The sequence below is a fragment of the Pseudomonas sp. UBA3149 genome (assembly GCF_002364655.1).
Classification (GTDB): Bacteria; Pseudomonadota; Gammaproteobacteria; order Pseudomonadales; family Pseudomonadaceae; genus Chryseomonas; species Chryseomonas luteola.
This window is the reverse complement of the sequence record NZ_DEYV01000012.1, coordinates 181,518-194,415: the sequence shown is the minus strand read 5'-3', so window position 1 is coordinate 194,415 and position 12,898 is coordinate 181,518. Positions and strand designations below refer to the sequence as shown.

General features: G+C 55.9%; 9 protein-coding genes. 8 read left to right on the top strand and 1 reads right to left on the bottom strand.

Annotated elements, in window-relative coordinates:
• Nucleotides 1-31: 31 nt before the first annotated feature.
• On the bottom strand, nucleotides 32-1,075 hold the full coding sequence (locus B3729_RS10325) for a DUF748 domain-containing protein (protein WP_286787815.1): 1,044 nt from the start codon (nucleotides 1,073-1,075) through the stop codon (nucleotides 32-34).
• A gap of 253 nt (nucleotides 1,076-1,328) precedes the next feature.
• Between B3729_RS10325 and B3729_RS10320 the strand changes: the two genes are divergently transcribed.
• From B3729_RS10320 to B3729_RS10285, 8 genes are all read left to right on the top strand, one after another.
• Nucleotides 1,329-2,264 (top strand): NADP-dependent oxidoreductase, encoded by a 936-nt coding sequence (locus tag B3729_RS10320; protein WP_125887534.1) that lies wholly within the window; start codon nucleotides 1,329-1,331, stop codon nucleotides 2,262-2,264.
• Between the two features lie 332 nt (nucleotides 2,265-2,596).
• Nucleotides 2,597-4,039: a TldD/PmbA family protein gene (locus B3729_RS10315; RefSeq protein ID WP_286787814.1), complete on the top strand. Its 1,443-nt coding sequence runs from the start codon at nucleotides 2,597-2,599 to the stop codon at nucleotides 4,037-4,039.
• A complete protein-coding gene (locus tag B3729_RS10310) occupies nucleotides 4,039-5,391 on the top strand; it encodes a TldD/PmbA family protein (RefSeq protein ID WP_286787813.1) in 1,353 nt (450 codons plus the stop codon). Before B3729_RS10315 ends, B3729_RS10310 begins: the two co-directional genes overlap by 1 nt.
• Nucleotides 5,392-5,490: 99 nt before the next feature.
• Nucleotides 5,491-7,317, top strand: coding sequence for an ABC transporter ATP-binding protein (locus tag B3729_RS10305; RefSeq protein ID WP_286787812.1), 1,827 nt, complete (start codon nucleotides 5,491-5,493; stop codon nucleotides 7,315-7,317).
• 643 nt (nucleotides 7,318-7,960) lie between these two features.
• Entirely contained in the window at nucleotides 7,961-8,797 is an 837-nt protein-coding gene (locus tag B3729_RS10300) for an energy transducer TonB (RefSeq protein ID WP_286787811.1), read from the top strand.
• 45 nt (nucleotides 8,798-8,842) lie between these two features.
• Nucleotides 8,843-9,547, top strand: coding sequence for a MotA/TolQ/ExbB proton channel family protein (locus B3729_RS10295; RefSeq protein ID WP_019367444.1), 705 nt, complete (start codon nucleotides 8,843-8,845; stop codon nucleotides 9,545-9,547).
• Nucleotides 9,547-9,948: an ExbD/TolR family protein gene (locus B3729_RS10290; RefSeq protein ID WP_010795766.1), complete on the top strand. Its 402-nt coding sequence runs from the start codon at nucleotides 9,547-9,549 to the stop codon at nucleotides 9,946-9,948. Before B3729_RS10295 ends, B3729_RS10290 begins: the two co-directional genes overlap by 1 nt.
• Before the next feature lie 159 nt (nucleotides 9,949-10,107).
• Complete coding sequence (locus B3729_RS10285) at nucleotides 10,108-12,834, top strand: TonB-dependent receptor (protein WP_286787810.1); 2,727 nt, start codon at nucleotides 10,108-10,110, stop codon at nucleotides 12,832-12,834.
• The last annotated feature ends 64 nt before the right edge of the window (nucleotides 12,835-12,898 follow it).

The following is a 12,898-nucleotide window of genomic DNA, read 5'->3' as shown; positions in this document are numbered from 1 at the left end:
AGGCGAAAGCACCCTTCGCCTTGCCGCCCGGCTAATGAGCCCCTGGTACCACCGAGTCGATAAACTGCTGCCGGAAGGATGCTTTGGGATCGAGCCGAAGCTCATTCGCATTAATGACGCCTGCCAACCGCAACGTGACCCCGTCGTCCGGATCCTGTGGGTCATCCTGATCAGTCAGTTTGGCCGCCACACTGGCGATGCCTTCCTTCAGAGTGCCCAAGACGCCTTTTTCCTTTACGTCCTTTTCCAGCGAAACCATTTTGAGGTTTTCGTATTGGGGCTTCGTATAGGCCGTGAAGTTACCCTGTTGCGCCGAGACGTGTGTTCGTGAAGACAGCGTGCCCTGCTCTACATCGATATTGGCATAAGCCCGGAAAAAATCATTCAGCCGGCTGAGCGGCAAATCATCGATTGCGCTGTCCATCTCAAACGTCGGGTTGGGCGACAGACCATCCAGACGCAGGCGGGTCGTCATGCTGCCGGCCCCCATGGGATTACCCGTCATTTCTGATTCTGCCCAGAGCGGATCATCGACATTGTCTGCATTGGCCAGATTACGAGTAACCGACTCTATGTTACTGATGTAAAGCGTCACGGGCCGTTCTGGACGCTTGTCGATCAATTGAATTATTCCATCATGGATTTCCGACTGATTCGGCGGTAGCGGCGATAAGGCATCGACCTGTTGCAACCAGCTCGAATCGATTCCAGTCTGACTATGACTTTCGCTATCTGCTAGTACAAAGGTCAGCACCGGGCGATACATGTGCATCAGTCCCACAGGTTTTGCATCGACAAACTTTCCCCATTGGGTCCAGTTATCGATGCGCTCAGCCTCGAAGAACGGTTCTGGCACTGCACCGTTGGACTTTTCGATCCGAACGTTCTTGAGCGTGTAGCCGCCTTTCAACAGGCTGACGTCCACGTCTTCGATGGTGGCTCGATACCCCGGTATTTCGTTGAGCGTCTGCTCTACGTAGCGGTGGATACCATAAGGTGCTGCCAGTCGCGCCAGGACAAGCACGGCGACTACAATAAGCAGCACAGGAAGCGTTTTACCAGACGTACGTTTCATGAAACCTCTAGCAGACAGTCATCATGCGGTAAGCACTAGACCCGCAGGAGTCGCCTGAAATTTGTCTGGCCAGACGACCGGCATGGCTCGAAAACGGGAAAAACGCCTTGATTCAACGTGTTTTATGACAAGCGAGACGCTAACTACTTCGCACCTGAAGCAGGTCAATGCAACTCTTGCATTGAAAAGAACCTAACAACATCACCTATCAGACGGCCACGGCGGCCGCTCTCCCTACTTCATGGAGAATTCGATGAAAGCTGTTCAGATTCACTCCTATGGCGATGCCAGTGTCCTTACCTATACCGACGTGGAAAAGCCGACCCTGAACCCCGACGATGTATTGATTCGTGTGGTGGCTTCCTCGGTCAATCCCGTCGATTGGAAAATCCGCCAGGGTTATCTGAAGGACATGCTGCCCTACGACCTGCCTGTGACCCTGGGCTGGGACGTTTCCGGCATCGTTGAAGAAGTCGGTGCGAGCGTTACTCGCTTCAAGAAAGGCGATGCGGTCTATTCCCGCCCGGACATCAAGCGCAATGGCACCTACGCCGAATACATCGCGGTGCGCGAAAGCGAAGTGGCCTGCAAACCCAAGACGCTGTCCCATGCCGATTCCGCCTCCCTGCCCCTGGCCGGTATCACGGCCTGGGAAGCTATCGTGCATGTGGGCCAGACCCAGCCGGGTCAGAAGGTGCTGATTCATGCAGCCTCAGGCGGCGTCGGCACACTGGCTGTACAGCTGGCCAAATGGCGCGGCGCTCAGGTGATTGCCACCTGCTCCGAAAAGAACCGCAAGCTTGTCGAATCCCTGGGTGCTGATCAGGTCATCGACTACAAGAGCCAGAACTTCCAGGAGATCGTAAAAGACGCCGATCTGGTCTTCGATACCCTGGGTGGCGAGGTGCAGGAAGCGTCCTTCAGCGTGCTCAAGCCTGGGGGTATTCTGGTCTCCATCGTTGCACCGCCGTCGGAAGAAAAGGCCAAGGCCCACAATGTCCGCAGTGCGTTTATCTTCATCGAGCCCAATGCCGAGATCCTGCAGGAGCTAGCACGTCTGGCAGACAGCGGTCATCTGCGCCCGGTCGTGTCGGCCGAGTTCGCGCTAAAGGACATTGCCAAGGCCCATGAGGCAAGCGAGTCCGGCCGTACTGTGGGCAAGATCGTCATCCACGTCGGACAGCCCTGATCCAACTGCTGGACGCAGGCCACGCTGCGTCCAGTCCTTTCATGGTAGTTTCATACTTTCCCTTCCCAACCCGTCTATTCTTTCCCCTCAGCATTGCTGAAACAGCTCGAGCCCGTCTAAACCAAGGCATACAGGCATTTTGCCTTGATTAAACCTGGCACAACTTTTTCATAGACCCCAGCTCTCTTGGATGAGAACAACAAAAGGAGCGGATCAGGCACCAACACGGTTCCTTTTCTGTTTTGGCGGACTTGAACGAGTCCAGATAAGTGCACGGTAGAGACTCAAAAGGTCTGTACCCGGGCGCTTCGGATATGAGGAATACCCTCGCTATGTTCGATGTGACTGCGTCTTTGCAACAACGCTTCGCCTTACTTCACAGCCGCGCTGACACCTGGTCCCTGCGTTATGTCAGCGAAACTACCCATGCCTTGAGCGTCACCCGAAATGTCATCGATCCGCCCTTCTTCCAGAAGGACGAAGGCGCAATGGTCTATGTTCGCCTGAATGGGATCGAGACCTATGCAGCAACCTCGGACCTCACCGTAGCGGGCCTTCAGAAAGCCCTCGAGCAGGCCGAGCAGTATGCCCAGGTACTGGCCCGGCATAGCCTGATCGACTTTACCGACATGCCGGTGGCCACGGCCAGGGCGGATTACCTTTCGCCCAACCTGGACAAGGTCTTTCCCGATACCCGCGAATGGCTCGACATCCTGGCGGCGGAGTCTGCTTCCGTTCCGGGCAACGAGCGCTTCGTGGATTGGTCCGCCCAGCTCAACATTGTCGAGACCGAGCAGATCTACCTGAACAACCACGGCGCCTGCGTACGGCAGGCCCAGCGGTTTCTCTTCCCCGACATGCACGTTACCGCCTATGACGGCACCGATACACAGACCCGTACCCTCGGCTTTGGCCGCTTGGGTCAGCAAGGCGGTCGGGAAGCAGTGGAGCGCATCGGGTTAATCGGCTGCGCACCGCGCCTGGCCGATGAGGCGCTGCAATTGCTGCTCGCGCCGAACACACCCAATGAGACGCTTGATCTGCTGCTGATGCCCGATCAGATGATCCTCCAGATTCATGAGTCCATCGGTCATCCGCTAGAGCTGGATCGCATCCTGGGCGATGAGCGTAACTATGCGGGAACGAGCTTTGTCACACCCGACATGTTCGGAAATTACCGGTACGGCTCCGAGCTGCTCAACGTAAGCTTCGATCCCGACATTCCCGAAGAGATTGCCAGCTACAGCCATGACGATGACGGCAGCCCGGCGCGTAAGGAGTTGTTGATTGAAGGCGGTATTCTCAAGCGACCCTTGGGGGGTGCACTTTCACAACGACGCAGTGGCATGGCAGGCGTCGCAAACAGCCGGGCCTGCAGCTGGAACCGCCCTCCCATCGACCGGATGGCCAACCTGAACGTTGAGAATGGCGACCAGTCGCTTGCGCAGCTGATCGCCAGGATCGAGCGGGGCGTGCTCATGGCCAGCAACCGCTCCTGGTCCATCGACGACGCACGTAACAAATTCCAGTTTGGCTGCGAATGGGGGCAGATGATCGAGAATGGGCAGCTCACTCATGTTGTGAAGAACCCTAACTACCGCGGCGTTTCCGCTCAGTTCTGGCGTAGCCTGTCGGCAGTGGGCGATGCCTCGACGCGCGAAGTCATGGGTACCGCTCATTGTGGCAAGGGTGAGCCCAACCAGGCTATTCGGGTCGGCCATGCGAGTCCCGCCTGTGTGTTCAGCCACGTCGATGTATTCGGAGGAGAAGCCTGATGCCTATAACCCCACTCGCCTCCACCGAAAAGCCGGCCGATGTCTTCGCAGCCCTAGTGGACTGGTTGCGTACCGCTGTATCAGCTGAAGAACACTTCACGCTCTGGTACAGCGCTGAAGCATCCGATTTTATCCGCCTCAACCATGCCAAGGTCCGACAGGCCGGCCATGTTCAACAGGCGGAGGCAACGCTCAAGCTGATCCAGGGTGAGCGCCATGCCAGCTTCAAAGTAACGCTATCAGGTAACCCTGCGGCCGATCGCAGCACCTTGCAGGATGCGCTGGCTTCATTGCGCAAACTCGTGGCGGCCCTGCCGGCAGATCCCTATTTGCTGATGGACACCAGCCCCTGGCGCAGTGAAAACATTCAGTCGGGTAATCTTGCGTCAGCAGAGGAAATCGCCGAGCAGGTCAGCACACTGGCGGGTGCTCAGGACCTTGTAGGCTTTTATGCCGGCGGCCCTGTCTATCGCGGCTTTGCCAGCTCATGGGGCAGCCTAGGTTGGCACGAAGCCAGCAGCTGCACCTTTGACTGGAGCCTTTTCGAGCCGAAGGGCAATGCCGTCAAATCCATGTATGCCGGCACTTCCTGGGATCGCGAACAGGTAGCCGCACAGATGGACAGCGCCCAGCGTCAGCTTGCGCACTTCAACAAGCCAATCCGGCAGCTTTCGCCCGGTGAGTACCGTGCATACCTTGCTCCAGCGGCCTTGAACGAGGTGGTAGGCCTGCTGAATTGGGGCAGTTTTTCTGCTCGGCAACTGGCAACCAAGCGGAGTGCACTGCAAAAACTGCACAGTGAACACATGCTGCTCAGCCCATTGGTAAGCTGGACGGAGCAGGCATCTGGCTCACTGGCTCCTGCGTTCACCCCGGCCGGGTTCCAACGGCAGGACCAGCCGCTCGTCGAGGCTGGCAGGATGGTTGGCCAGCTCATCAGCCCGCGTAGTGCACGTGAGTATGGTCTGACGCAGAACGGCGCCGGCAATGGCGAAAGCTCGCAATCGCTGGTGATGAAAGCTGGGGATCTGGCTGATGAAGCCATTCTGAAAACCCTGGATACCGGGCTGTATATCGGCAATCTCTGGTACCTGAATTATTCGGATATCACCGTGGCTCGTCTGACCGGTATGACGCGCTTTGCCTGTTTCTGGGTAGAAAATGGAGAGATCGTCGCGCCAGTCAGTACGATGCGCTTTGATGACAGCGTCTTCAATTTCCTGGGCTCCAGCCTGGAAGCCGTGACCCAACGGCGCGACCTGTGCGTCAGCGACAGCACCTACGGTCAGCGACATACCGACTCAACCCTGTTGCCCGGCGTTTTGACCAGCCGATTCACGCTCACGCTCTAGCTTATCCCCGCCTTGCCCGGTCGCCTCCTCCCATAGCAGGTAACCGGGCCGTTTTCGCTGTGATTGTTGCTGATCTTTCGACGTAGCCAGGACTATCCGATGTCTGACGATCCCGCTGAACCCCTGACGATTCCACCCGGCACGCCGCGGGCGTTTATCTGGCATTACAACCGGCTGTATCCAGGCTGGAATATAGCCATCGTTCTGCTGCAACTCTGTGCAGCGGCCTGTACCACACTGATTCCCTATGCCATCGGTGAAATCACCGGCGCTGTCAGCCAGGGACTTTGGAGCAGCACCGATGTACTGGAGGCCTGCCTGCCCTACCTTCTGCTGCTGGCCGGATTGGCATTAGGTGAAATGCTGTTCTCACGCACCATGAGTATCTGCATGATCATTGTGCGGCCGATGCAGAAACGCCGGGTCACTGGCGATCTTTTCGCCTATCTGCAACAGCACTCCCACCGCTATTTCAGCGAACGGTTTGCTGGCAGTCTGTCCCAGCGCATCAGTGAAGCCAGCGTGGGACTGCTCGAAATCAACTATATGGCCGTGGTGGAGCTTATGCCGATTGCGGTGACACTCATCGGCTCGCTATTGTTGCTGGCTACAGCGTCCGTCTGGTTGAGCCTGAGCCTTTTGGCCTGGATGCTCATTTATGTCACGGCGTCCTATCAGATGGCCAGACGTGCCCAAGTGTTTGCCCATGCCCATGCGGAAGCACGCAGCACCACCTCCGGCAAAGTAGTCGATGCTGTTACCAACCTGAGCAGCGTTCGGCTTTTTGCCAGAAACCAGTATGAGCGGCAGTACCTGGACCGTTATCTGTCCCGGGAAAAGCAGGCGGCCCGTCGCTCGTTCTTCTTCATGGAACGGGTACGCTGGTTTCAGGATGCCATGGCTTTAGTTCTGCGGCTGGGTCTGATCATTCTGGCCTTGTATCTTTGGCACATAAAGCGAATCGATGTCGCTCAGTTCGTCATGGTCGCCAGCCTTGGCTTATTGATCGTGGCCAACGCCAAATACCTAAGTTATCAGTTCCTGCACTTTTTTGAGTCGAGCGGCAATATTCAGAACAGTGTCGATACCTTAATAAAACCCCATGAATACCCGGACCGAGAAACGGCACAGGACATAAAAATCGAGCGCGGCGATATTGAGCTTGAAAATGTGACGTTTGGATATTCGGCCACCCGCCCTATACTCCAAAACTTCTCACTCAAAATACCGGCCGGACAACGCGTGGGGATAGTGGGGTATTCCGGCTCAGGAAAGTCCACATTATTAAACTTGTTACTTCGCCTATATGAACCGCAAGAGGGCAACATCCGAATTGGCGGCAATGAAATACGCGACATGACATATGAGTCGCTTTACCGACAAGTAGGTCTCATTCCCCAGGAGCCTGGTTTATTTCATCGCACGTTGAGTGAAAACATCGGATATGGAAAAGAAAAAGCCACACAGGATGATATTGAAATAGCGGCACGCCGTGCACATGCCCATGATTTCATTAAACACATGGAGCAGGGTTATGAAGCATTGGTAGGTGAGCGTGGCGTTAAACTCTCCGGCGGCCAACGGCAACGTATCGCCATTGCCCGGGTATTGATAAAAAACGCTCCGATTCTCATTATGGATGAAGCGACATCCAGTCTTGATTCAGAGACGGAGCGCCTTATTCAAAACAGCCTTGATGAAATCATGGGCAATAAGACCGTTCTGGTCGTTGCACATCGACTATCCACCATTGCCCACTTGGATCGAATCCTGGTGATGGATAAGGGGCGAATTATCGAAGACGGCAGCCACCAGGAGCTCCTGGCCAAGAAAGGTGCCTACGCCAGGCTTTGGGCCCATCAGGCAAATGGTAGCTTTGGTGTGGAAATCACAGCGACCGAGGATGAAGTCGCCTCGGTAAAGTAATACGTCCTGCAAGCTTCCCTTCCGCTTAACCGTGCCTTAGCCAAGGCGCGGTTCGTTTATAACCTCATCACTACTTATTTTAATTAGTTATCAAACGATGCGGCATACTCACAATTTGATGAACAAAACTTAATGACCAACCAGTCACATCGAGGACACTTATCATTAATTTATAAAATATTTAATAAGTTATTAAATAGCTTCAGTTTAGTCTCACCCTTCCTGCTCTAAAAAAGAGATAACCGCACACAAACAGTGCAGTTACACAACAAAAAATGTATCTGAGTTGACACCAAAAAGTCGCTTGACCGTATAAATGTTCCAATTTTGCGACCATTCAGCAGCCATTCAGAAATTTGATACATTTCCGTTACATTGGCACATGCATTGCTCAGTAAAAGACGTTGATGATTCTCACCAACCCGCTGGGAATTAAGATGAAAACAACAACGCCGTACTTATCGGATTGCCTCGATGTGCTGAACGCACTTTTGGTAACTAAGGGCCAAAAGCCCTGTTCGACTGATGCAGCCAATACTACAACGTAAGCAACGTCCTAACTAATTACGACGCGCTGTTACTTGGAGCGGGCCTTTATTGGCTCGATGGCTTCGTGTTGTCGATTTAATGCAGAGGACGTTTGATGGGTAATGCTGTTACTAAAGTTGAAGCCGGAGGGCTTCATACCAATAAGGCGAGCCAAACTCAGGTATTAGATATACCGTTCAAACCGAACCGTTCTTCGTTACGTAGTGTATCGCGTCGAGACTTATCGCTATTGGCAGGGTTATCTCTTCTGCTTCATGGCGGTATCTGGTGGTACATCAATAACGCGCCGGCTGAACAACTGGAAACACCACCCAAGATCCCCGAAATGGTCGTGGAATTTTCTAGCCCTACGCCGCCTGCGCCGGAGCCACCTCCGCCCCCGCCCCCGCCTCCTCCTCCTCCACCGCCGCCTGAGCCCGAACCGCCCAAGGTCGAGGAGCCTGCGCCGCCGCCGGTGGACGAGAATGCCGTCAAGCCACCGCCCAAGCCCGAGAAGCCAAAGCCCAAGCCGGTTGAAAAACCCAAGCCCAAGCCTAAGCCCGTGCAAAAGCCTACACCGCCTGCGCCACCCGCGCCGCAGCCAACCCCTGCGCCACCGGCTCCCAAAGCGCCGCCTGCACCGCCCGCCCCACCGGCGCCGGTCAAGGAAACCGCTGCGGTTTCAGGTCTCGCCAGCCTGGGTAATCCGCCGCCTGAATACCCCTCGCTGGCGTTGCGCCGGGGTTGGGAAGGCAGTGTCACCCTGCGTATTCGTGTTCTGCCCAATGGGCGAGCCGGCAGCGTGGACGTGACCAAGTCCAGTGGCAAGAAGCAGCTGGATGATGCAGCGGTAGAAGCAGTACGCGGCTGGAAATTCATACCGGCCAAGCGCGGCGATACGCCTATCGAAGGCTTCGCCACACAGACCATTGATTTCAAGCTGCCTCAATAACCAACGGCCGCTTGTACCGACAAGACGATTTACGAGGGTAACGATATGAACAGCTCACTGACTTCCTTGATTGTTCCCGGCGTACTTTGGGCGCTGATTCTGTTTTCCGTAGTGACCTGGGCGATCCTGCTCATCAAGGGTATCCAGTTCACCAAGCAGAAAGGCGAGAACAAGCGCTTCCAGAAAGCCTTCTGGGCGGCGCCGGATCTGCTCACTGCCGCCGAGCATTCTGCGCAATACCCAGGCGCTCTAGCCCGTATCGCCAACAGCGGCTTTGCCGCACTGGTCACCACCGAGTCCCCCAAGAATACCCAGCAGCTGGCCCAGACCATCAACCGATCGGATCGCCTTGAACGCAACCTGCGCCAGCAGATCCAGAAGGAGCGGCGTGCATTGGAAAGTGGCCTGGCGATTCTGGCCAGTATCGGCAGTACCTCGCCCTTCATCGGTCTGTTCGGCACGGTATGGGGCATCATGGAAGCCCTGCAGAGCATCGGCGCTTCCGGCTCTGCCAGCCTTGAAACCGTGGCAGGCCCTATCGGTCATGCCCTGATCGCGACCGGTGTGGGGATTGCCGTCGCGGTTCCTGCGGTGCTGGTCTACAACTTCTTCCTGCGTCGCCTGAAGCTGGCCGCCGCCCTGATGGAAGACTTCGCCCACGACTTCGACAGCCTGGCCCAGCGCAGCGCCTTTGTGGTGACCCGCCAGCCGATATCCCACACTGCCGCTGACATGAGGGAGGCTAGCTAATGTCCTTTTCAACCCAAGACAGCGATGAAGTACTGAGCGAGATGAACGTCACGCCCCTGGTGGATGTGATGCTGGTACTGCTCGTGGTGTTCATCGTGACGGCGCCGCTGATGACCAATGCCATCAAGGTCAACCTGCCCAAGACCGACGCCGTCGCTCCGGCCGAGCAGAAGGACCCGGTGATCGTCAGTGTAGACAAGGACGGCAAGTTCTATCTGGACAAGTCCGAGCTGCAACCCGAACTCCTGGAGACCAGCCTCAAGGATGTGAAAGCCAAGGACCCGGAAGTGCGCGTCCGGCTGCAAGCCGATGAAGGCGTGAATTATGGACAGGTCGCCAAGGCCATGGCGTCCATTGAACGTTCGGGAATCACCCGCATCGCGGTCATGACCTCCCGCTAGATCCCCCGCTGTACAGCCGTCCCGCTTGCGCTTGCGTAAGCGGGTTGGGGAACGGCTGCTTCAAAAAAGAGAAATCGCCCGGGAAGGCACAACCCACCGGCGCGCAGGCGGCCCATAAAGCCACACAAACAACGCCTCACCTTTGGGGATGAAAGAGTGATGATGAGAGATATAGCCAAACCGTTTGCTCCCACTCCGCTCGCCGCGGCCGTACATCGGTATCGATTCATACCGTTGTGCCTGGCCCTTGGCGTAGCACCTTTGGTCCATGCGCAGCAGGCGACGGAAGAGGAAGCGCCACCGTCTACCGCTGCAGCCGTAGCCGCTTCGCCCGAAGCAGCAGTATCGACAACCCAGTTACAGCGCATTGAGGTGACTGGCTCCGCCATCCGCCGGGTTGACGCAGAAACCGCCGTGCCTGTAACCATCCTGCGGACGGAGCAACTGCAAAAGGAAGGTGTACGGACTACCGAGGAACTGGTAAGCCGTATCGTGGCAAGTCAATCCAATTACAACGCCAGTAGAGCCGTGGGTGAAAGTACGGGTGGTGCCTCATTTGCTGACATGCGCGGCATTGGTGCCAACAAGACGCTGGTTCTGCTAAATGGCCGCCGCCTGGCAAACAATGCTATCGATGGCAGCGCTGTTGACCTCAACACTATTCCTTTCGCCGCATTGGATCGCGTCGAGATCCTGCGAGATGGCGCTTCTGCCCTGTACGGTACGGATGCTATTGGAGGCGTCATCAATTTCATCACCAAGACCAGTGTCACAGATGGGCAAGTCAGCGTGGGGTATGACTATCCGACCCATTCAGGTGGCGGGGAAAGTCGCAACTTCAATGGCAGCTGGGGCTTCGGGGACTTGGAGAACGATCGCTTCAATGTCTTCGGTGTGCTCAACTATGACAAGCAGCACCACCTTTCGGCGATTGATCGCTCCTTTACCAAAGACTATCAACCCGAACGCGGTTTGAACGGTACCTCGGGCCGGGCTTTTCCGGCCACTTACAACCAAAATGGGTTTAGCGAAAACCCGGCGGCAGCGTCAGGCTGCAGCGGCCCTAACCTGATCAATGCCAACGGGAACTGTCGCTATAGCACGCGTAGCTATATCGATGCGCTGCCTGAAACAGAAAAGACCTCTATCTTTTCCAAGGCTACAGGCAAGCTTAGTGACGATCATAACGTCAGCCTCGATTATTTCTGGGCTCGCAATAACAACACAACAATCATCGGCCCAAGCCTGGTTACAGGTCTTGAGATCAATCCAGGCACAGCGTTTTACCCAGGAAATGGCATTACCCCAGCCCCTACCTCTTTTGCAATCGACCCGACTCAGCCTGTTGGCGTGGACTTTCGTCAGGAGGCGGCAGGGGCTCGTGTTCAGTATGACCAGAACACCAGCCAGCGCCTTCAGCTTACGTTTGATGGCAATGTCGCAGGATGGGATTACAACTTAGGAGCTTCCTACAACGAGAACAAGGTCGTTAGCAGTTTGCACAGCGGTTATACGGATGACACGCAGATTACCGAAGGGATTGCCAATGGCACGTTAAACCCCTTCGGTGAACAGACCCAGGAAGGTTTAAACCTGTTGAGTTCAAGCAATCTAAGCGGTGATTACCAGACCTCTGTAGGTCGAGTTAAAACAGTGGACGGACGAGTGAGCCGTGAGATAGGTGATTGGTTTGGTGCAGGCCCCTCCGCGCTAGCCATTGGCGGCGAATTTCGTAAAGAGGAATTCTCTACCTCTATTGAAGAGTGGGCAGGCAATCTGAGCAGCCTTGGGGTGGATCCTGATTTTTCTGTTTCTGCCGACAGACACGTTAGTGCTGAATATGCCGAGCTTAACGTGCCTGTACTTGATTCGCTGGAACTCACCGCTGCGGTACGGCACGACAAGTACAGCGATGTGGGAGGCACAACCAACCCAAAGTATTCCTTCCGCTTCCAACCCATAAAGGAATTAGTGGTTCGCGGGGCGTACAGCGAGGGCTTTCGAGCGCCTTCACTGTATGAGTTGTATAGACCGAACTACATCACCTGGACCGCCGGCGATTACAGTGACCCTGCACTCTGCCCAGGTGGTAACGCCGCTGCAGGCGGCTTGGCCAGCCGAGATTGCTCGCAGCAATTTCGCAGTCGAAGCGGCGGCAATCAGGACCTAGCGCCGGAAACTGCACGTAACGTCACACTCGGCTTCGTCTACCAACCTGTGCGTAACCTGTCCGTCGGGCTGGATTTCTGGTGGATCGATATTTCCGGCCAGATCGAGGAATTTCCGGAGGCCTCCGTCTTTGACAACCCTGAAACCTACTCTGACCGTATTGTGCGAGCAGCTGATGGTTCAATCGACTATATCGTCACGGGTCTAGCCAACCTGGGCAAAGTCAAAACCAATGGTGTTGACGTAACCCTGGACTATCGATTCCCGACTTCTCCGTACGGCCAGTTTGGCCTGACGCTGCAAGGCACAGCGGTCAATCGCTACGACTACCAGGAGCAAAAGGGGGGCGCCTACACCGATAACGTAGGAAATTACGCCTCTGGAGGCAATGGCCGAGTCGTAGCTCGCTGGAAACATGCGCTGACCGCCAGCTGGGCCAAAGGGCCCTATAGCGCATCGCTCACTAACCGGTTCCAGTCCCGCTATCGTGACTACGACACCGAGGGCCATGAGCGTGTGGCGTCCTACTCCGTGTGGGACTTGAGCGCGAGCTATACCTGGAACAAAACGCTGGATCTGGACGTAGGCGTCAAAAACCTTTTTGACCGTGATCCGCCGTTCTCGAACCAAGCCGATACGTTCCAGAGCGGCTACGACCCCCGCTACACCGACCCACTTGGCCGCACGCTGTTCACCCGTGCGACCTATCACTTCTAACCTCTTTGCCTGTCTCCGGCTGCCCTGGCTGGAGACAGGCACGTGCCACTGCTGGATTGAATAA

Bases quoted from the DNA above. Each gene is read 5' to 3' on its own strand.
- B3729_RS10305 (WP_286787812.1), top strand. From the start codon at position 5,491: ATGTCTGACGATCCCGCTGAACCCCTGACGATTCCACCCGGCACGCCG.
- B3729_RS10320 (WP_125887534.1), top strand. From the start codon at position 1,329: ATGAAAGCTGTTCAGATTCACTCCTATGGCGATGCCAGTGTCCTTACC.
- B3729_RS10310 (WP_286787813.1), top strand. From the start codon at position 4,039: ATGCCTATAACCCCACTCGCCTCCACCGAAAAGCCGGCCGATGTCTTC.
- B3729_RS10290 (WP_010795766.1), top strand. From the start codon at position 9,547: ATGTCCTTTTCAACCCAAGACAGCGATGAAGTACTGAGCGAGATGAAC.
- B3729_RS10325 (WP_286787815.1), bottom strand. From the start codon at position 1,075: ATGAAACGTACGTCTGGTAAAACGCTTCCTGTGCTGCTTATTGTAGTC.
- B3729_RS10300 (WP_286787811.1), top strand. From the start codon at position 7,961: ATGGGTAATGCTGTTACTAAAGTTGAAGCCGGAGGGCTTCATACCAAT.
- B3729_RS10285 (WP_286787810.1), top strand. From the start codon at position 10,108: ATGATGAGAGATATAGCCAAACCGTTTGCTCCCACTCCGCTCGCCGCG.
- B3729_RS10315 (WP_286787814.1), top strand. From the start codon at position 2,597: ATGTTCGATGTGACTGCGTCTTTGCAACAACGCTTCGCCTTACTTCAC.
- B3729_RS10295 (WP_019367444.1), top strand. From the start codon at position 8,843: ATGAACAGCTCACTGACTTCCTTGATTGTTCCCGGCGTACTTTGGGCG.